The 21,286-nt window shown below is 40.2% G+C and carries 17 protein-coding genes, 1 pseudogene and 1 CRISPR repeat array; of the genes and pseudogenes, 1 reads left to right on the top strand and 17 read right to left on the bottom strand.

Annotation, left to right across the window (positions count from 1 at the left end; genetic code table 11):
• Positions 1-69 precede the first annotated feature (69 nt).
• On the bottom strand, positions 70-1,569 hold the full coding sequence (locus tag BV375_RS23930; protein ID WP_086765138.1) for a glycosyl hydrolase family 57: 1,500 nt from the start codon (positions 1,567-1,569) through the stop codon (positions 70-72).
• A gap of 90 nt (positions 1,570-1,659) precedes the next feature.
• Positions 1,660-2,541 (bottom strand): SDR family NAD(P)-dependent oxidoreductase, encoded by an 882-nt coding sequence (locus BV375_RS23925; RefSeq protein ID WP_086765136.1) that lies wholly within the window; start codon positions 2,539-2,541, stop codon positions 1,660-1,662.
• A 558-nt stretch (positions 2,542-3,099) separates the two neighbouring features.
• On the opposite strand from BV375_RS23925, the gene BV375_RS23920 reads away from it, so the two are divergent.
• Positions 3,100-3,687 (top strand): hypothetical protein, encoded by a 588-nt coding sequence (locus tag BV375_RS23920; RefSeq protein WP_086765133.1) that lies wholly within the window; start codon positions 3,100-3,102, stop codon positions 3,685-3,687.
• A gap of 373 nt (positions 3,688-4,060) precedes the next feature.
• Here the strand turns inward: BV375_RS23920 and BV375_RS23910 are convergent, their stop codons facing one another.
• The 15 genes and pseudogenes from BV375_RS23910 to selD form a co-directional block, all read right to left on the bottom strand.
• Positions 4,061-5,755 (bottom strand): alpha/beta hydrolase, encoded by a 1,695-nt coding sequence (locus BV375_RS23910; RefSeq protein ID WP_086765130.1) that lies wholly within the window; start codon positions 5,753-5,755, stop codon positions 4,061-4,063.
• A gap of 259 nt (positions 5,756-6,014) precedes the next feature.
• A complete protein-coding gene (locus BV375_RS23905; protein WP_086689280.1) occupies positions 6,015-6,617 on the bottom strand; it encodes a hypothetical protein in 603 nt (200 codons plus the stop codon).
• A 42-nt stretch (positions 6,618-6,659) separates the two neighbouring features.
• Complete coding sequence (locus tag BV375_RS23900; RefSeq protein ID WP_086765127.1) at positions 6,660-7,712, bottom strand: glucokinase; 1,053 nt, start codon at positions 7,710-7,712, stop codon at positions 6,660-6,662.
• An 89-nt stretch (positions 7,713-7,801) separates the two neighbouring features.
• A complete protein-coding gene (locus BV375_RS23895; protein ID WP_086765124.1) occupies positions 7,802-8,449 on the bottom strand; it encodes a histidine phosphatase family protein in 648 nt (215 codons plus the stop codon).
• A gap of 288 nt (positions 8,450-8,737) precedes the next feature.
• Positions 8,738-9,118 (bottom strand): annotated as a pseudogene (locus BV375_RS23890) (Uma2 family endonuclease); the annotation flags it as partial.
• A gap of 31 nt (positions 9,119-9,149) precedes the next feature.
• Entirely contained in the window at positions 9,150-9,899 is a 750-nt protein-coding gene (locus BV375_RS23885; RefSeq protein WP_086765119.1) for an ABC transporter ATP-binding protein, read from the bottom strand.
• A gap of 15 nt (positions 9,900-9,914) precedes the next feature.
• On the bottom strand, positions 9,915-10,700 hold the full coding sequence (locus BV375_RS23880) for an ABC transporter ATP-binding protein (RefSeq protein WP_086765116.1): 786 nt from the start codon (positions 10,698-10,700) through the stop codon (positions 9,915-9,917).
• Between the two features lie 3 nt (positions 10,701-10,703).
• Complete coding sequence (locus tag BV375_RS23875) at positions 10,704-11,216, bottom strand: hypothetical protein (RefSeq protein ID WP_086765113.1); 513 nt, start codon at positions 11,214-11,216, stop codon at positions 10,704-10,706.
• Positions 11,213-12,145 carry a branched-chain amino acid ABC transporter permease gene (locus tag BV375_RS23870; RefSeq protein WP_086765110.1) on the bottom strand — a complete coding sequence of 311 codons (933 nt, stop codon included), beginning with the start codon at positions 12,143-12,145 and terminating at the stop codon, positions 11,213-11,215. Before BV375_RS23870 ends, BV375_RS23875 begins: the two co-directional genes overlap by 4 nt.
• Before the next feature lie 15 nt (positions 12,146-12,160).
• Positions 12,161-12,763: a Uma2 family endonuclease gene (locus BV375_RS23865; protein WP_086765107.1), complete on the bottom strand. Its 603-nt coding sequence runs from the start codon at positions 12,761-12,763 to the stop codon at positions 12,161-12,163.
• 7 nt (positions 12,764-12,770) lie between these two features.
• Positions 12,771-13,721, bottom strand: coding sequence for a branched-chain amino acid ABC transporter permease (locus tag BV375_RS23860; RefSeq protein ID WP_086765104.1), 951 nt, complete (start codon positions 13,719-13,721; stop codon positions 12,771-12,773).
• Between the two features lie 7 nt (positions 13,722-13,728).
• Positions 13,729-14,973 (bottom strand): ABC transporter substrate-binding protein, encoded by a 1,245-nt coding sequence (locus tag BV375_RS23855; protein ID WP_086765147.1) that lies wholly within the window; start codon positions 14,971-14,973, stop codon positions 13,729-13,731.
• Between the two features lie 147 nt (positions 14,974-15,120).
• The gene (locus tag BV375_RS23850; RefSeq protein ID WP_086765101.1) at positions 15,121-16,104 is read right to left on the bottom strand and encodes a glycosyltransferase family 2 protein; all 984 of its coding nucleotides are present in this window, start codon (positions 16,102-16,104) and stop codon (positions 15,121-15,123) included.
• A gap of 7 nt (positions 16,105-16,111) precedes the next feature.
• A complete protein-coding gene (locus BV375_RS23845) occupies positions 16,112-16,885 on the bottom strand; it encodes a TVP38/TMEM64 family protein (protein ID WP_243714025.1) in 774 nt (257 codons plus the stop codon).
• Positions 16,886-17,107: 222 nt separating this feature from the next.
• Positions 17,108-18,672: direct repeats of the CRISPR family, unit length 37 nt; unit sequence ATTGCAATTAATTAAAATCCCTATCAGGGATTGAAAC.
• A gap of 110 nt (positions 18,673-18,782) precedes the next feature.
• Entirely contained in the window at positions 18,783-21,062 is a 2,280-nt protein-coding gene (gene selD, locus BV375_RS23840) for a selenide, water dikinase SelD (protein ID WP_086765098.1), read from the bottom strand.
• Between the last annotated feature and the right edge of the window lie 224 nt (positions 21,063-21,286).

Below are 21,286 nucleotides of genomic sequence, written 5' to 3'. Positions count from 1 at the left end.
CTGGATAATTTAACTTATTTACTACTAGCTCACTCCGGAAAGTGACAGAACAGGGGTATTTCTTATTTCTTAAATTGTCGTTTGCAGTAAGTTTTCGCCACGTTGGTAAATTTCTCTAGCATAGTCAGTCCAAGTACCATGTCCCCAATAACGAAAACAACTAGTTTGCAGCAATAAATTATGTAGGAGAAGATTGCGGTAACTAAATTGCCTAGTTATAGACTCTGCTGTTGAATTAACTAATAATTTATCCACCTTTTCATGGAATGAAGTGCTTAATTCATACATGGGGGATAGAACATTTTCGTATCCCTTCACCCAGCTTATATGATTAGTCCATGAAGCTCCATCTAGATGAAAATTGGGGTTAGTTTGTTTTAATTCTACAATGGCATTCTCTACAGCTTCAGGCTGGCAATTATCTGGTGCAACTCGCTCCCAAATGTAGTGTTGTCCTGCTGGCTGACAAGTGGGATAGTCTTCAGGTTTGCACCCAGCAGCCTCTATCAATTCTAAATATTCTGTACCACACATTCCAACTACGCCTGCTTTTCCGCCACCATGATTTACCATGTCCCACCAAGCTTGTTTGAAAGCACTGGGAAATTCATTCATCATCACACCGCCATTTTCGCCATCTCCTATTTGGCTGACGATAGGTGGTACTAACACAGTTCCAACTTGTTGCTTAGATAGGGTTTTGGCTTCATAGTAAGGTTGCATTTGAGCAACTAATTTAGTGTCAGAACCTTGGGTTTTAATTAAAGCGATAATGCTAACAGTTTCGCCTTGAGAATTGCGGGCAATTAGACGGTGTGGTAAATGTTTGTGACTCAAAGCTTGGCCGCTAATTGTTTCTACAGAATGTTCTTGAACTAATAGCCAACGATATCCACATTCTTTGAGTGCTTTAACAAACTCAAACAGAGTATCAGGATGATTCGGCAAGTGCATTTCTGGTGGAGAAAATCCTTTAACTCGCGCTAATGCTTCCCAACCAAAAATTGCGGCAAAATGCTGTTGCCATGCCACGATTTGCAATTTAATATCTGCTATGGGAGTGGAAGGAATCACCGCATGACTCCACATTGTCCCCAACCACTCTACATAAGGCTGATAGGTGGGATCGCAAGTGATGCGCTTGAGGTTATCTATAATATCACTGCGTCCCATTTGCCTGAGTCCCCAAAAAAGATTACCAGAGTAATCCAACATGACGCGGGGATTGCAACCTTGATTAACAAGTTCGGGAATAAAATCTCCCATGCGGCTGTAACAATAGGCAAAAGGCCCTGCATTGTGATTATCACCTTCGCCTTGATGTTCAAACATATATTGCAGATTGCTAATCAGTCCCCCATCATACCCAGCAGGTATAGTTGGCTGGTGCATATGTAAGGCGATCGCAAATCCAGCGTTAATATCTTCTAAATGGAGATTGGTGTTTGGTAAAAATACTGGTGCATTATGGTTCACTACCGAGAGAACCTCTGTTTCCCAACCAGAAATATTCGGTAAGCCATCTATAATTTCGGGCAAAGCAGGAAGAGTATGAGGTAATGTCAGCATTTCTGGTTGCTCCGAAACGAGGTTTATCTTAATTCTCAAGATCCCCGACTTCTTTAAGAAGTCGGGGATCTTGTAGTTATCTCCTGTATTCTACTTACGTGCAGATACGAAAGAAACCATGTTTCTGGATAAGAGCAAATCGCGTGTTATCAGGCTGAGTTTTTGGGTAAGTGCGCTCAGTAGGTTAGGCTGTTTGCTTCTAAAAGCTGGCGGAGTGGCCATTTGTAAAATCGGCTCTAACAACCAAGGTACAAGGCGCTGGCACCAAACAGCTAGATGACTTTGCCATCCAACTAAAATTTCTGGTGAATCTCTTTGCAAGCCAGCGACAAACGTTTGTGCGACTTGCTGGGGAGTCATTGGTATTACCCAGCGAAATAATTGGAAGCCTCGCACCATGTCTGTGTCTGTAAGGGAAGGTAGTAATGCTTGCACCTGAATATTGTATGGTGCTAGTTCCTGCCTTAAGGCTTGAGTAAATCCTAAAATTGCAAACTTGGTAGCAGAATAAGTCGCCATTGTGGGTGCAGCTATTTTCCCCATCAAGCTGGACACATTCACAATTGTCCCTTGTCTGTGGTTAGCCATGCGTCGAGCTACCAGACTAGTTAAGTTGTACATCCCTAATAGATTTAGGGAGATTTCTTCTTGAACTTGGGGAAGTTTGCATTGCAAAAACGAATTTTGGTATGCTACTCCCGCACAATTAACCAGTAGATGAATTGGGCCATGATTTCGCCAAAGTTGAGCAACAGCGATATTTACTTCAATTGTTTGAGTTAAATCTATTGGTACGATCGTAGCGGCTGTCCCAATCGCCTCGATTTGGGCGGCTACTTCAGCTAACTTTTGGCGATCGCGTGCCAATAATATCACACGCTTGATGCCTTGCTGTGCTAGTTCGAGGGCGATCGCACGTCCAATACCACGGGAAGCCCCAGTAATTAAGGCAACTTTACCTTGAATCTTCATGAGTTTTTACCTCCAAAATCTTCAGTCTTACCGCGTTCTCGCATCCGGAGGGTAAGACAGATTAGTAATCGTCATTCAAATCAAAACTAAGCCTTTCACAAGGAGATATTCCTGCGTTAATCTACAATCCCTCATTTTCTCTAAACAGCAGAAATTTCTCACTTTCTATCGAAAAATCAACAATTTTCTCAATTGGCTGAATGGATATAGCTCATAGGTTTTTACATCTCCTTCATCAGAGCATTCACCAGCTAGTTGTCATACACACGTTAACAATTTAATCAAGGTATGGCAACATTTATTAATAAGCATTTCTTAATACTTGTTTACAACGAGTATATATATAAGCAAGATTTTTGGGATAAGTTTTTATTAATACTGCTCGATCAATATAGAAATTTCTTGACAATCAGTACAAATTACTGGCATTAATTCAATAAAATCAACATTTGAGCTAACTTGTGACAGCTTTCGTCATCACTTAGACATTAAGTGTACATATAGTTTTAGAAACATTGCAGTAGTGATTTACTTCAGCAAATTTACTAAATCCAGGTAATGAATACTCCCAGCCATGCCATTCTCAATCTGGTTGTTTTCAGCCAACAAATGCGCGATCGGGCGAGTCACGCAATTTTTATTGGCGCAATCTTGCCTGATGTGCCGATATTTGTGTTCTACGTCTTGATGAAGTTTGTATATCGTCTGCCATCACATCAAATTTGGTCAGAAGTATACTATCAACCTTTTTGGCAAGCAATTATCAGTACTTTTCACTCCATTCCTCTAGCACTGATTGGGGTAATATTTGCCCATGTTCTCAATTGGAAAGTCATAGAAGTTGGGTTTATCAGTATGGTGCTGCATTCACTTTTAGATTTACCAGTACATAACAATGATGCTCATCGGCACTTTTTCCCCTTTAGCGACTACCGTTTTATTAGCCCCATTTCTTACTGGGATCGCAAGCATTACGGCGGGATCGTAGCTTTTGTAGAAATTTCTCTGGTGTTAATGGCAAGTATTTATCTGTTTCCTACCATGCGATCGCCATTTAGCAAAGGACTATTATTAGCAGTCAATATTTTTTATTGGGGCGCATATTTCAGGTTTTATCTGATTAAAAAAATATTCAATTTGTTGTAATGTATGGCGAATTCGCGGTACGTTAGTAGACTTGATCATGCGTACCTACATCAACTAAGACTATTGCCTCCTCTTCCATATCCTCAAACTTCTGAAAATAGAAGACAATCCGAAAGTCATATTCCACAGAGCAAGACTAGAGATCTTTAAGTTCGCCTTGGAGCTTGTGGGCTTTGAGGGTAGGGGAAAATGGATCAGTCTCAAGCAGACTTAGGGTTTTCAGAGAGTTCTTGCGTAAGTCCATAAAGAATAGCTTTCAACTTCCTTGTTATTTACGGACGGATATTTTGGTGAACTAAACCAAGTGTCTGCAAAGCCGCCCAAAGGATTGTTTTGGGAACCCGCAAGGGCGCAGTGGCTACCCTCATCCGCCTTACGGCGACGGAGTAGGAGTTGGTTTTGGTGACGGTACGGTTGGTTGGGGATCTAAGCCATTCAATGCTTGTTTCAGCTGCGCTGTTGTCAAGGACTGTAAAATACTGAGATTGAGAGGAGCCTGACTAATGTATTGGGCATAGGATGGCTGCAAATATGAGCGGTATTCGGGGCGATTTAAAAGATGGGTTTCTAAGAAAGCTAGGCTCAATGCCTTGACATAGGAATAAGCAGGCGCACGGTTTGGTCCTAGTAACGCCTCTGGTACAGGTAAAACATTATTGTTAGCAGTTGTTTCAGCGATCGCACTAAAGTGTGTAGCATTTTCGATTAAAACTAAGTATTTGTTGGGATTAGGCAGCCAAGTAAAGGGGTAAATCTGTTCAGCTACTGGTGGCGCGAAAATATCTTCACTACCTGCGACTAGCATTGTCGGCACTTGAACTTGACTCACTCCGCTTTCGCCTAGAACTGAACTATCAATCGGATTAATCGCCATCACAACCTTAATACGAGGGTCTTGAAGTGGATAATTTGCTACTGGTAACTCATAAGCACGACACTGCAAAAATACTGAGACATTCAAAGTTCTATTAGGATTGCAATCGCGGCGTAGTTTGTTAAAGTTAATCTTCGCTCCAGCTAGAGCCAAAACAGTATAACCACCGAAGGAATGACCGATCGCTGCGACTTGTTGGAAATTGAGTTTACCTTGGAGGTTGGGATCAGTTCTATCTAACTGCTGGAGTTGATCGAGTACAAACTTAACATCTAAAGGTCGGTTAATAAATTCTTGTGCTTCTGGTGGCCCAGCCAAGCCGGAAAAGTATAGCTGAAAGCGTTCAGCATTACTACCAGGGTGTTCCAGTACAGCAACGGCAAAACCATGAGATGCTAAATGTTCCGCTAAGTAGACGAAGGCATAGCGGTCTGAAGCGACACCATGAGAAATTACAACTAGAGGAAAGGGAGGCTTAGGTGTATCTCCTGTTGTTTGGGATGATGTTTGCGGCACATAGACATCCACAGGGAGACTGCGATTCCGAGAATTGTCGTTGAGTTTTAAGCTGGTTATTTGCCATCTGAAATTTCCAGGCGATCGCAAATCTGGCTGTTGGGAGAAGTCAACCTTGGCATTAGGATTTTCTGCGATCGTCTGTTGTTTGATAGACGCAAAAATTTGATCCTTGGCTTTGCCCAACTCTAACAAGCTATTAACTATCTGTAGACCCTCAGAAAAATTCAACCGCAAACTTTCACTGGGGTATTTACGCAGCAAATTTACAACTGTTAATCCCTGTGGATCGGCCGCAGATAAAATTAAAGCAGCACGGATCGCATAAAAACCATTCTGCCGAGAGTCGGTAAGCAGCAATTCTCCTAAACGTTGCACCACCGCTTCACCCAAAGGTGAGTAGGTAAACTGAGAGACTAAAACAGGAGGAATATCAAATTTTTGTTGCAAAAGTTGCCGTAATTGTGCTAGTTGTTTAGGAGTGGCACGACTGGCATAAAATGCTAATTCACTGTTGATTTTGCCTTCTTTAGCAAACTTTTCCAGGGATTCAGCAGATAAAGTAAACTCCCCAAAAGGAGCGTAAAAAAAACTAATGCGCTCAGCTCCCAGTCCAGGTGTTGCAGTAAAAATTGTAGACAATATACCTAAACTGAGGTACTTCAGAAATTTTTTCATCAGCAAAACCCGCTGTTTACCCCGTCCACACAAACTTGGGCGGCGAGGAAAGCGGGGCGGGATATGTGCCGCTTTCCTGTTTACCTACTTTAGATATATCAAATGAGCTATTACTGCACATATATCTAATAGGTTATCCTACAAAAACTGCTGAATTTTTACCTTAAATTTCGCAATTTTTTCGTTATTGATAAAACTTTTTTAACCAGATAAATACTGTTTATCAGCCTTAGATTTAGATCTAAGGCTGAGAGATTTTTCAAGCTTTTAAAACCACATGAAAGGAATTTAAATAACCATTTATGGTTTTAGCTAAAGTCTGGCGCTGTTTTCTTGTAGTTATAGCCATTACTTGATATAAGCGCCCTTGAGCAAAATACATTCTGCTTTTAGTAACTTTGCCACCAGAATTGACATACTCAATTTCTTTCCCAGGATGACCATTGGTACTACGAATATCTCGCTGGCTAATTAAATTGCTTTTCGTAGTTTTTAAAGCTATGTCTCTGGCATTATTAAGTACTGCTTGGGGGTTAGCCATTTGCCCATAACTATAAGGAAAGTCATTGTAAGCAACTACATAAGCTACTTCCTGTTTTGGTGGTTGAGCTATAAATAGTTCTAAATTGATTTCTCCCATGTAGGTTTTTTGGGCTTGGGTGTTCCTTTTGGGCATTCCTGGCATCAAAACACTAAAGCGTCCATCTGGGCCAGTGAACAACTTCCATTGTGGCTGCACTGGTTGAGTAACCTTTGGTTTAGCTTGAGTAACCTTTGGTTTGGGTTGACGTGCATCAACCAGTAAAGATCCGCTGCATACAAGTGTGGCAGCAAGTAGGGGCAATAAAACTTTGATTGTCATAGTTTTGGCTTTTGATGATGCTGATATCACCGATGCCAGCTGTTATAACCTAGCAGCATACAAAGCAGCACCAATTAGCCCCACTTGTTGATTGAGAATAATATACACCGGTATTTCTTCGAGGAGGGAACGCATCCTTCCTTTTTGAGTGAAATTTAATAGGAAACTACCCTGTTGCATTAAAGGCAATATTTTAGGAGCGATGCCACCAGCAATATATAATCCGCCGTAAGGTAGAAGTTTGATGGCAAGATTTCCGGCTTCTGCACCATAAACCTCTACAAACAGTTGCATGGTTTGTTCGCAAAGGCGATCGCGTTCTTGCAGTGCAGCAGTGCCAATAATCGCACCAGGATCGACGCTTTTCTCTGGTTTTCCCGCTTCTTGTTCCCAGATTCTGACGATATGGGCAATATCGGGTGATTCAGCAGCAACTTTTTGATCGCGTAAAAATTGGTAAATTGAGACGATTCCCTGACCAGAAACGACTCTTTCTACAGAAACGCGTTGGATATCATGTTTATCCATCAAGTATTTCATCAGCCGAAACTCTAACTCGGTACGCGCAGCAAAGTCGGCGTGTCCACCCTCGGAGGGAAAGACGTGATAGTGTTCTCCTTGCTTGATTAAAAATCCTTGCCCTAAGCCAGTACCAGCACCAATAACGGCAATAGGCGCTTCGAGTCTAGGTTTCCCAGCTTGTAAAGTCAACAAATTTTTGTTGTTTAAACCGAAAATCCCGTAACCAACGGCAGTAAAGTCATTGATTAGGGAAACAGAGGCAATCCCCAATTCTTGTTGTAGACGTTCGCTATCTAAATACCAAGCTAAATTGGTCAGCTTGGCAGTATTGTTAACTACTGGGCCAGCGATCGCAAAGCAAGCCTTTTGTGGTGTCGATGCCTTAGCTTTGGCTAGAAACTGCTGAACTATCGGCACTAAATCGGGAAAGTCTTGGCTGTGATAACTTTCCTCGTAAATATTGCGTAACAGATGCGAATCTGAGGTTTCATGAAATCCTGGCGAATCTGTAGTTTCAGCCAACCGCAGAATAGTTTTCGTACCGCCAATATCTCCCGCTAGTAGTAATGTCATAAAACTTATTAGTAATAGAGTGGCTTTCTCAGTACACGGCAATGTATCTAGATTAGCGGAAGCCAGGATTTAAAATCTCTATCAAGGATTTAAACAAATCGAATTACTTCTTCTACCTCTACTAGATGAGAAGTATCTCCCTTAAGTTCTAACAACCATTCCGAGTCTTGAAGCACTACTTTGACTAAAGAACATAAAGAAGCCTTCACTTCCATTTTGGCAATTTCCCCTACTAGTCCCATAGCCGCGCCTAGTACAGAAGCGCCATGACCTACCAACAGGATATTAGCGGGGTAGAATTCAGTCGCTAGACATCTAGCCGTTTGTCCAGAACGTCCTCGTACTTGTGCTTGTGTTTCGGGATATTTGGCTGCAATGTGCGGAGTATAGGTAAGATCAATTCTGGGAAATAATTCCGCTAAAGCTGGAGTTGAGAGTCTTTCTGGTTCTTCTGTCATCCAAGCGGGATTTAACCATTCGCTCAAACCAGTTTCTAATTTAATCGGTAAATCTAGCACCTCTGCAACTGCGTTCGCCGTTTGTACAGTTCGCAGAAAGGGAGAAGCAAAAATGTGGCTGATTTTCTCTTTTTTCAGGCGGTTAGCTAGCTGCTTTGCTTGAATGAAACCATCCTCAGATAAAGGTGGATCGTAGCGTCTTTCAGCGGTGAGAAACCAATCAGGGTTAACAAAATCGAGGCGGTTGGCGTGTCTTGCGATCCAGATGATTTGACTCATGGCTTTGATTATTCAGGCGAATATAATCCGCAACAGAGATATAAACCCAAAAACTGGGCTACAAATCTAAATATATTATAAATATTGTAATGTTTTGTAAAAACTTTATTAACTTGGTGGAATTTTAAAGGTGTAGTTAGTTTTTCTTACAGAAAAAAACAGAGAACAGTTCCAATGCAGCCAATAAGCTACTTTTTCTAAGAAGAAGATAAACGAATGAAAACTTTTTTATATACAGCAGATATTCCATCTAATCGGAGTGAGGTTCTAAAATCCCTTAAGGGACTAATGCAATATATTTCCAGTTACTTTCGTCTGGCTTTGATCGGGTGAAAGAATTTCAATTGTCCAGTCTGGATGCTCCTCAAAGACATTCGCCACATCTCCATTTGCATCTAAAGGAATTCTTTCCCAAGCAAACACCGCGACATCTGGAACAATTGAACGTCCGCCAAAAGTACACCGCAATTCTGGAAAGGCTAAGGCAATTTTTTGAGGCTTGACTAAAGTATTAATATAACTAAATAATTGACACCGAAGTCTACTATGCTTTCCTTGAGGCATAGGTTTCTGAATAATTTGCCCATTGATATATTCACTAGCTGGCTTGGTTTCCGGTAGTTTTAAAAACTCTTCTAAAGTTAGAGGCTTGGTTGGTAACTGTACCATATATTACATCCTAATTCTTCATTCAATTCATTTATCCTAAATAAGCTTTTTTTACTCGCTCATCAGTAATTAATTCTGATGCTGCGCCTGTTAAAGTAATAGAACCAGCTTCTAAAACATATCCTCTATCGGCAATTTGTAGAGCAAGGTTCGCGTTTTGTTCAACTAATAAAATAGTTACGCCCGTAGCGCGAAGATTTTCAATAATAGTAAAAATTTCTCGGACGATCGCAGGTGCTAAACCTAAGCTTGGTTCATCTAAAAGCAGTAGTTGTGGTCTACTCATTAAAGCACGGGCGATCGCTAACATCTGTTGTTCGCCACCACTGAGAGTTCCTGCTAGTTGATTGCGTCTTTGGGATAAACGCGGAAATAGCTCATATTGATGCTCAATATCTGCTTTAATTTCTTTTTGATCGTTGCGAATATAAGCACCTAATAACAAATTATCTAAAACTGTTTGTCGTGCTAATACTCTCCGTCCTTCAGGAGAATGGGCGATACCAAGTTTAACGACTTCGTAAGCTTGACGACGAGTAATATTCCGTCCACTGTAGATAATTTGTCCACTTCTAGGATTAACTATTTTAGATATAGCCCGGAGAGTAGTAGTTTTACCAGCACCGTTAGCACCAATTAAAGTTACTACCTCGCCTTTTTTAATGATTAAATTAATCTTTTTTAGAGCTTGAATACCGCCATAATTCACATCAAGGTCTTGAACCTCTAAAATTGTAAAATCTTCTTTATCAGTTAAATATCGGCGTTCATCGGCGTTCATCGGCGGTTAAAATCCTCATCCACTTCCCAAATAAGCTGCAATTACGGCGGGATCGTCCCTAACAACGGCGGGTTCACCCAAAGCGATTAATTGTCCAAAATCTAAAACAGCAATGCGATCGCACAATCCCATAACTAAGGGTACATGATGCTCAATCAGTACGATCGTTAAGTTAAAGCGCTCTCTAAGACTGTGAATAAATTCGCTGAGATACTGTTTTTCGCTGGGGTTCATCCCCGCAGCTGGTTCATCGAGGAGTAAAATTTGCGGTTCCAAAGCTAAAGCGCGGGCAATTTCTAAGCGTCGTTGATCGCCGTAAGCAAAATTTTTAGCTTTTTCTTCAGCGCGATCGCTCAATCCCACCAGTTCCAATAATTCTAAAGCTTTTTTTCTACTTTTAGATTCTTCATGAGGTGCTGGAGGTAATCTTAAAACTCCTCTAATCATATTACTTTTAGTATGCAAATGCCCGCCTATTATGACATTTTCTAACGCCGATAATTCACCAAATAAACGAATATTTTGAAATGTACGGGCAATACCTAAACCCGCAATTTTATAAGGACGTAATTGCGAAATATCTGTACCTTTGTAGATTAATTTACCCTCAGAAGGCGGAATTAAGGCTGTGATCAAATTAAATAAAGTTGTTTTTCCTGCACCATTAGGGCCAATTAGCCCGAAAATTTCATGCTTTTGGACTGCAAAAGATACATTATTTACAGCTACTAAACCACCAAACCGACGTGTCAAGGATTTTGCTTCTAAGACAATATTATTTTCTGCGATAATTTCAGACATTGTTTAGCGTAATTGTAATTCACAAGTTGCAGGTAGTTCATCAACTAACCAATTCCCAACGCGGAATTTAGGGTTATCAACTCCAGTTTTAATTAGAACAATTCTTGACAAACGTGGGCATTTCCAACTTTGAGACTCAGGCGTTGCTGAGTAAAGATATTCATAAAGTTTAACTTCAAAACCGTATCTACCATCTGATAGTTTTCTACCAGCATTAATTTCAAAAGCTGCATGACTGGGGCTGGATGTACCAGATATATAACTAGCTAGCTCATCATTAGATATTTTATTTTTAAGTGCAGGAGAAACCAAAGCTATCCCTTCAGCAACATTTCTGGTTTTCCAGGTATATAAAAATTTATCTGCTGTAAATAATGCCCTTACATAATCGGGATTGGCTAAAGTATTAGCAACAGGTTTAACTGGTTGAGCCTGGGTTGTGGTGCATAAGAATAGTAAAGCGATCGCAGCTATTAATAAGGCTTTTAGTTTATGGATTTTTTTAAATTTTTTCATACTTGCTTATTTTTTACTTTGCGTTTTTTGAAGACATCCGGTGTTACCAGACCTTGAGGAAAAAATATAGTTCCCACTACAATTAGTAATCCAAAAATAATTAATCTTCCGTCCCGTAAAAATTGCGCTATCCAATTAGGTAATCCCCCTGTATCAGCTAGGCTGCGTAAGATTTCTGGTAAGGCTGTAAATACCATTCCTCCTACTATCGAACCTAAAAAAGTTCTAGAACCACCAATTAAAACAAAAGTTAAGTAGATAATACTCGCATCAAAAGTACCTTGACGAGCATTCCAAGTATTGAGGAAGTGAGCGCTAATTGCCCCCACAACGCCAGCAAGAATTGCTCCTAATGTAAATGCTAAAACTTTGTAGTAAGTGGGATTAATTCCCATTGCACCTGCTGCTAATTCATCTTCACGAATAGCAGTAAATGCTCTACCTACCTTAATGCGTTCTAAACGGTAAAACAATACCATTGCAATTATAAGTAATGGCAAAGCAATCCATAAATATTCGATTTGAGTTTGGAAGGGTTGAGGAATGCCAAAAATACCAACAGCACCGCCTGTAATTTCTAAATTGAGGGAGAGAACTCGCAAAACTTCTACAAAAGCAATAGTAGCGATCGCTAAATAAATTCCTCGTAACCGTAATGTCGGAATCCCTATAATTGCACCCAATAAACCGGAAACCACACCAGCAATTACCATCTCGATTAATAACAGTGGAATTGGAAAAAAACTACTGCTAGATGTAAAAACTTTTGTAGATAAAATTGCGGCAATATAACCACCTAAAGCATAAAATCCTGGGCTTGCTAAAGATAGTTGTCCAGTCATTAATGGTAAGTAAAGCGATAGCCCCAGTAATGCCCCTAATACCATAGAGACAATTAGCGAACCGTAAGTAGAGACAAATTCAGACATTTTAAACCATTGTGACTAAGCTGTTAATATTTGTTCTGCTGTCAATGTCAACTCAGGAAAAGTTGCGGACACTATCCTCTCAGAACCTCTAAATTGAGTGTGTTGGTATTTTCCACTAGTATCTAATACAAAAATAAACACAGTTGGAATTTTGGGATTGCCTAAATATTCTCTTAGTCCTATTGCTAAGTAATCTACAATCCAATACTCTGTGATACCTAAACGTTGATATTCATCCAATTTATCAATATAGTCATCTTCCCAATTAGTTGATGTGACTTCTACAGCTAACTGGATAGGTTCTTCAAGCGCAGAGTAAGCAGCACGATTTGATCGCCACATATCCCTATCTATGACACTTACATCAGGCTTGCGTCCTTGTTCTACGCCTTCAGCAGTTTTAGTTTTAATTACTGCTGTGTTCTTGACTACATAATTCAAATTCAGGCGTTTAACTTCATCCTTGAAAGAGTCGGCGATAAAATCAGCAACATCATCATGATTTCTTGTTGAACGCACTTCTACAATTTCTCCATCTACAAGTTCATAAAAACCTTCTTCTGGGCACTGTTCAAGAAACTGCTCAAAAGTCAATTTCTGTTTAGTAAACGTCGTCATATAGTCTTTAAACCTTCTGAATAAACCGTCTTCCTAGCAAACCTTGGGGTCTAACTAATAGCATGACAAACAAAATTGCAAATGCTACAGCGTCTTTATAACCAGAGTATTCACCAGGTACAAATGCTTCCACTAATCCAATTAATAAACCTCCTAGCACTGCACCAGGAATACTACCCAAACCACCTAAGACAATCACTGCTAAACCTCTTAAACCAAAAGCAATGCCAAAATATGGCCCAGCAATACTGACGCTAGAAGCCACTAAAGTTCCCGCCAAACCTGCTAAGAAACTGCTGATGAAAAATGTCAGCACAATAAAACCATCGGTGTTAATTCCTAACAAACTGGCGGTAGTTGGATCTTCTGCGATCGCCTGCATTGCCTTGCCATATTTAGTGCTATTGATAAAATAGGTAAGGATTGCTACAAACACTACAGAGACAGCAAAAATTACTATCTGTACGCTACGAATCGGAATTGGATTCTCTGGACTACCAAAGTTAATCGAAGCTGGTAAATTACCGTAAGCACCTGCGGGAAAAGTGTAACTTTCTGCACCTACTAAATATTGGATGAGGTTAACAATTACTACCGCCACACCTAAACTAGAAACCACCGTTAGCAAGGGGTCAGATCCTTTACGGCGTAGAGGTTGGAAAGCAATCCGTTCCATAGCTATGCCAACCAATCCTGCCAAGCTACTACCTAAAATTAAGGCGATCGCAAATGGTAATTTTATAGGTAGTGTGGCATTAGCTAGCAAGCCATTAAATCCAAAAGTCCCGCCCATGAGTGCATAGGTGAAATATGCACCTAGTGTAAAAACTGCCCCATGAGCTAAATTAATAATGCCCAAAATAGAATAAACAAGGGTGTATCCCAAGGCAAAAATTGCATAAACACTGCCAATAGATAGCCCGTTTAAGAATTGTTGCAAAAACAGATTTATATCCATATAGCAACTATTTTAAAAATGCGAATTTACCTTGACTACCGTCTTTGTCCATTTTGATTTGAGCTACATAAAAATCTTTTTGGACAACCTCACCGACGGGAGTAAACCCAATTTCGCCCAACGGTGTATTATATTTTCCAGCTAGTAGCTGTTTGTTTAATTCATTCCTCAATTGTGGCAGTGCTAATTTGTTGACCTTGCTTTTTTTATCTAAAGCTTGGAGTGCTTCTACATAAACTTGAACTGCGGCAAAAGCTTGAGCGCTAAACTGTGGTGGTTCTTTCTTGTATTGGTCAGTATAAACTTTACGAAATGTCGAGTTAATTTCGCCTGGATGTTCTGGGCTGTAAGCTTGAGCAATCAGTACACCATCACAAAGTGCTTTGCATACCGGCAAAATGTTGGAAGTGTTCATACCATTACCACCAACAATTAAGCCTTTATAACCCAGTTCCCGTAGTTGTCTGACTAAGTTACCACCATCAGCAGCCAAACCAGAAATAATTACTAAATCTGGTTTAAGATTAATCGCATTTGTAGCTTGGCTTTGGAAGTCTGTATCACTAGTTTGGAACTTTTGTACTGTTACCAATTCCAAACCCTGATCCTTCACAGTTTTCTGAAAAATCTCTGTCTCTGATTTACTAAAAGCATCATTTTGAGCAAAGAAAACAGCAACTTTTTTAATGTTGGGGTTCTGCTTGAGTGCTGCTTTAACTGAATTAGGCGCAACAATAGAAACTGGTGCAGAAACACGAGCTACGTAATCACCAATCTCCGGAATCTTGTTAGCAGTATTTGATGCTCCTAGCACTGGCACTTTAGCACGGTCAGCAACAGGGTCAGCACTAAAAGCTTGCTGTGACAAAGTTGGTCCCACAATACCGACAACTTTATCTTTATTAATTAAACTTTGAAAGGCATTAATTGCTCCATTTTCATCACCGCTAGTGTCTTGAAATACTAATTTAATTGGAGTACCGTTAATACCACCTTTATCATTAAAATACTTCTCAGCGATTTTGGCTCCAGCAACTTGTTCTTGACCAAGTAAAGCTACGTTACTAGTTTGAGCAAAAGCGATACCAATAGGAATTGCACTGGATGTGTTCGTTGTTGCAGTAGCGTTATTTGTAGTGGGATTTGGGGAAGTATTGCTGACATTTGTCCCATTGTTAGCTCCACCACAGGCTGTTAGCAGCATAGTTAAAGTGGCAAAAAATGTAGTTGTCAGCGCAGCGGATTTTTTCATGGGTAAAAGATCGTCTATTTCTGGAATCATATTTATTTGACCACAGGCAGACAAAGATTCCAAGTAGTTTTGTGCGCTTAATTTTTGATTAACAAAGTTTGGCGATCGCAGGATTATCTCATTGGTAATTTACTATCGTGTTTATAACTATTTTTCTTTAACTACACTTATGGGTTTTTGAGTATCCCCTTGCTCTTCGTAAAAACCTGCCACTTCCGCCAAGGTATATAAAGGTCTTTGTTTGACTTCTTCATAAATACGCCCAATATATTCACCCAAAATGCCAATGCTAAATAATTGCACTGCTCCTAAAAAGAAAATGGCTATCAGAATAATGGCCATTCCAGTTAGGGGAGAATGAGGAACAAAAAGTCGCCAGTACAACACCAGCATACACATGAACAGTGAAACTAGCGCGGCTAAAAATCCCATATAAGTTGAAAGCCGCAGCGGTACTTTAGAAAAAGAAACTAATCCGTTTATTGCCAGCGCTAGAGATTTGCGAAATGTATATTTCACATCCCCTGCAAAACGCGGATCTCGCTCAAATTTAATAGCTATTTGATTAAAACCAACCCAAGCACGTAACCCTCGAATGTAGCGATTGCGCTCTGACATTGCATTTAGCACATCAACAACTTTGCGATCTAATAAGCAAAAATCCCCCGTGTCTGTGGGAATATCCACATCTGCCAGATTTTTGAGAATCCGATAGAAAGCATAGGCTGTGAAGCGCTTAAACCAGCCTTCTTGACGACGTTGGATGCGTTGGGCGTAGACAATTTGATATCCTTGTCGCCATTTTTCTACCATGTCTGGAATCAATTCTGGCGGATCTTGTAAATCCGCATCTAGAATCACAACTACCTGTCCCCGAACAAAATTTAGCCCTGCTGTGACGGCAATTTGATGACCAAAATTCCGCGCCAGACTTAAATAAATCACACGCGGATCTTTTTGATGCAATTCCCGCATCATTTGTAAAGAGCGATCGCTGCTGCCATCGTTCACTAAACACAACTCTACCGGGCCATCCATCCGATTCATCACAATCGAAACACGACGATACATTTCTTCAATGGTGTCTTCTTCGTTGTAGATCGGTATGATAAAAGAATACTTAGGTAGCATGATTAAGTTAACGTTTGCGACGAAAGGGAAAAGTCCGACGACGGCGATACCAGGTAGATCCAGCCACTAGCATTCCTAGCAATGCCAAAGCACCAATCAGTGGCATAACCTCTCCGGTACGGATCGCTTTTAAGCCAGAACTACCTAATAACACAAATGGTAATACCGACGGTACTGTCCCTAAAATCGTGCCAATCAGGTAATCTTTGAAGCTTACTGTTGTCAAACCAGCAGCAAAATTTACCAATCCATAGGGCATGATTGGCACTAGGCGAATGGCAAACATATAAAATACTCCTCCTTGCCGCACTTCCGCATCAATCGCCTGCCAACGCCCTGCTAGCCGCCGCGAAACGGCTTCATGTCCAACTGTCCGCGCAAAGATAAAAGAGGCGATCGCAGCCACAATAGCGGCGACACTTGTCCAAAATGTCCCCAGCCAAGGGCCAAAAATCGCTCCTCCAGTTAAATTTAGTGCTGTGGAAGGCAAAACCAAAATTGTTGCTACCACATAGATCGCAACATAAGTCACAGGTGCCCAAATGCCAGACTTTTTCAGCCACAACTGAATTAGATCTGGATTAATTCCTCCTAAAAAATATGCTGTCAGTCCAGTAGCCACCAGGCAAACAAAAAACAATAAGATAAAACTGGTTTTAAAATTCAGCATAAATAAATTGATGCTAGTACAGGGTGGCAGAAATAGAGTACCATCCAAAAACCCCATGACCACAGCTTTTTCGCTTGAGTCTGGCGTCAACCAGTAGGTGTTTGAAAACAAGAGTCAAATTTTGCCCTCCAAAAGCTTACTGGCTATGGTTTTTAACCCGTTTACACTTATTTGGAGGTTGACGCAAACTCTCAAAACCTTACTACATAAGCTTTTGAGCCTGTTTTCCTAATGTCACCCTTGACAACTCAATCCTTGAAAAGCTACTTTTATTGGAGGTTGACGAAACTGTACCTTGAAAACCAAATATATCAACGCTTCCAACTGCGGGCGATTGCAATTAATTAAAATCCCTATCAGGGATTGAAACTTTGTAATAATTTCCATTCAGGTAATATATCAAAATTGCAATTAATTAAAATCCCTATCAGGGATTGAAACCGAGTATGGAATGCACCCAGATCCAGAGGTGCGCATTGCAATTAATTAAAATCCCTATCAGGGATTGAAACTGTTAAAGATGGCATTAAATTCCTGCTACGACATTATTGCAATTAATTAAAATCCCTATCAGGGATTGAAACTCACTTTTACTGTGGGACGGCTTTACTCTGGTTTATTGCAATTAATTAAAATCCCTATCAGGGATTGAAACAGAAAAATACAGGTACCAATGCCGAACAAAACCAAATTGCAATTAATTAAAATCCCTATCAGGGATTGAAACTTTATTCGATAGAGCAATTAGAAGCAATTTTTGAATTGCAATTAATTAAAATCCCTATCAGGGATTGAAACGGTGAAGGTGTTGGGTTTGGAGCAGGATTTTTATAATTGCAATTAATTAAAATCCCTATCAGGGATTGAAACGCTTACATTTGAACCTAACTCTTTGTGGTATTCATTGCAATTAATTAAAATCCCTATCAGGGATTGAAACTGATTACCCCAGTGCAACCAAGGTTGGATATCCATTAAACGAGATTGCAATTAATTAAAATCCCTATCAGGGATTGAAACTATGGGTATTTAGATGAAGAAGAGGAAGGAGAAAATTGCAATTAATTAAAATCCCTATCAGGGATTGAAACAAATCTTATGTGAAGGACTACCAAAGACTACACGGATTGCAATTAATTAAAATCCCTATCAGGGATTGAAACCCTTGTTTATTTACAGCTTATCGGATTTGGGTTGTACTAGAATTGCAATTAATTAAAATCCCTATCAGGGATTGAAACAAACAATTTTGGCTGCTAATTCCAATCGACGCGGATTGCAATTAATTAAAATCCCTATCAGGGATTGAAACGCACTCGATGAAGCTGGAATATTTCTAAATGCTAATTGCAATTAATTAAAATCCCTATCAGGGATTGAAACTAACCTCCCTGGCTTTGATGCCAGATGCGATCGCAGATTGCAATTAATTAAAATCCCTATCAGGGATTGAAACGGAAATAAAGATAAGTTTAGGAAGCTATTCAATTGGGATTGCAATTAATTAAAATCCCTATCAGGGATTGAAACGATTACGAGCAAATTGACACGGGGAACCTTGAACAGAATTGCAATTAATTAAAATCCCTATCAGGGATTGAAACTTTTCTTGGTGCGATCGCTCCACAACTGGATTATTGCAAAATTGCAATTAATTAAAATCCCTATCAGGGATTGAAACGGGCAATGCCCGCCCAATGCACTGGCTCAACTTATATTGCAATTAATTAAAATCCCTATCAGGGATTGAAACATGCAGGTGGCAGCTTTGCCCCTCCTGTCAACAAAGATTGCAATTAATTAAAATCCCTATCAGGGATTGAAACATCCGCCAACTTAGTGATGAAGATGCTTTAGAAATATTGCAATTAATCAAAATCCCTATTAAGGATTGCAATTATAGAATTATTGGGTTGCCTTTTTATTTGCGTCTTTGCGCCTTTGCGTGAGCTTTTAAATAATATTTTCAGTAACACCAAATTATTTATGCAAGAGTCAATTCATCCCATCAATCAGCAACGCCTAAAATAATGGGTTGTTGCTGAACTACTCGCGGCTTAATACTCCCAATAATGCTGCACTGTTTATATCCCAAAGCTTGAAGTTCGACTAAACATTGATTAGCTTGCGTTTCAGGGATAGCAGCTAATAGACCACCAGATGTTTGTGGGTCGAATAACAAAGGATACTTAAGATGAGACTCAACTGCCATTAGATTATCAATGTAACTTGATGCTTGTAGGTTCTCTAAATGCAGTGAGCTAAAAATTCCTGCTTCTAATGTATTGGTTGCGCCTGCTAACACGGGTATAGCGTCAAGTTGCAATTCCACCGCAACACCAGATGCTTGCACCATTTCTATCAAGTGGCCTAATAAACCAAAGCCTGTCACATCGGTACAAGCTGTTACTTCATGTTGCAATAAACATATAGCAGCAGCTTGATTTGACAACATCATAGACTCCACAGCAGCATCAATCCAAAGCCCTTTAGCTTGGCGGCGCATATCAGCAGCAAATAATGTCCCCGTTCCTAGCGCTTTAGTTAAAATTAGCACTTGTCCGGGTTGCATACCACCTTTACGCAACAACTTCTGGGGATTGACAACACCGTTGCAAGTTAAGCCAAAAGCTAGTTCTGCACCTTCACTGGTATGTCCGCCAATCAGAGGTGCGCCTGCTTGATTAACTACCTTGACAGCACCTGATAATAATTGGTAAAGAGTTTCTGCAACTTTTGCTGGTGCAGCATAGGGAATAGAAGCGATCGCTAATGTACTATGAGGCGTAGCTCCCATTGCAAAAATATCACTCAAGCAATGATTAGCGCTAATTTGCCCAAAAATATAAGGGTCATTAATCAAAGCTGGAAAATAATCTAGCGTCTGCACCATCAATTGACCTGTTGATATCTGCACTACTGCTGCATCATCGGGTGCATCTAATCCAATGATGATATCTTTTCTCTCTTCCTCAATCGGCTGTTCTTGCTGAATGCGGTACAGAACACTTTGCAAAACTGTACTACCAACTTTAGAACCACATCCAGCGCAACGTATTTGAGTGTTGAGTGAGTTAGGAGTTGAAATTTGAGAATTGTTCTTCATCTCTGGCAGATTTTGGAAGCGTTGCATAAAACGGCGGTCAATCCAATCTTTCCAACGCCACAATAGTTTATGAGGTGGTGAAGTGAATGCACCTTTTGTTGCGATCGCCTTTCCATCTCCTGTACCAATTAAACTTAGATATTGCTTCTGTGGTTTGTAGGGTTTGAGAGATTTATCTAATAAATACCGCTGTAAATTCTCAAACAAAGGCTTACCTTGTCGTACAGCAAATACCCCAGCTTTCGGACGGGGATGATTGACGATTGTCGCAATGTCGCCTGCGGCGAATACATGAGGGTGAGTTTGCGATTGTAATGTGTCCTCTACCAAAATAAAGCCTTGCTCATCAGTCCTCAATCCCGTCTTTTGTAACCACTGAGGTGCAGCTGCTTGGGTTACCCAAAAAATTTTGTTGCACTCTACTGTCAACCCAGATTCACATTTAATTTGCAATACCTCTTGATTTTCTTTCTCTGTAAGAGGTGCGACTTGAGAGACGGTTTCTCCTAAATGTAATTTTATACCACGCTTTATGAGAATTTGCTTAACTTGCTGTCGCACTGACTGATGATGCTTGGGCATCAGTTGGCGATCGCGCTGGAATAAGTGAATTTTCAAAGTCTCTGAATGCTGTACAATCTGCCGTAAATGTGCTTGCATTGACAGCGCCAATTCTACACCGCCTGCACCACCGCCTGCGATCGCGATGCTAATCGGTTCTTGAGGATTTTCTCCAACAATTTCTAGTAATTGATACCAATGTTGCAGTAATTTTGACACTGGTTTTGCAGGAATTACATATTCTGCCGCCTCTGATACAGATATTTTTGCCGGAGTACTGCCAATATCAACAGACAGCACATCAAAATCTACAGCAGGACGGTTAGCACAAATTACTTTATTGTTTTTTAAGTCCAATCCAACAACTTGATCAATGTACAACTGTGCTTGGGCAAATTGGGCTAATGGTCGTAAGTCTATATGGCATTCATCGTGGCAGTAAAAACCAGCAATATGTCCTGGCAACATTCCCGAATAAGGTGTATCTGAATTTGTAGTTATCAAGGTCAAACGCACACCAGGCAGAGGTTTCATACCAAACATCCTCAGCACAATTGCATGGCTGTGACCGCCACCAATCAGTACTAGATCTTTCAATATTGGCTCTTTGTCTTGCTGCATCTGGACATTTTAGTAAATGCTGTTACTTTGTCTATTGTGAGCGAGTAACTTACGTTGTTTAAATTTTATTTAATCGGATTTATTTCTACGCCTAGAATATATTACTGATTATGACTAAGTTAAAGCAATAAAGGTACTTGCATTAATTAGTGGTATACTTACGTAGGATTTAAATTGGTGTTTTTTTAGTAAGTAACATTTAATTAGTAAAAATAATTTTGGGT

Source organism: Nostoc sp. 106C, assembly GCF_002154725.1.
Lineage (GTDB): Bacteria > Cyanobacteriota > Cyanobacteriia > Cyanobacteriales > Nostocaceae > Aulosira.
The sequence above is the reverse complement of the archived record's forward strand: the minus strand, read 5'-3'. Positions and strand labels throughout refer to the sequence as shown.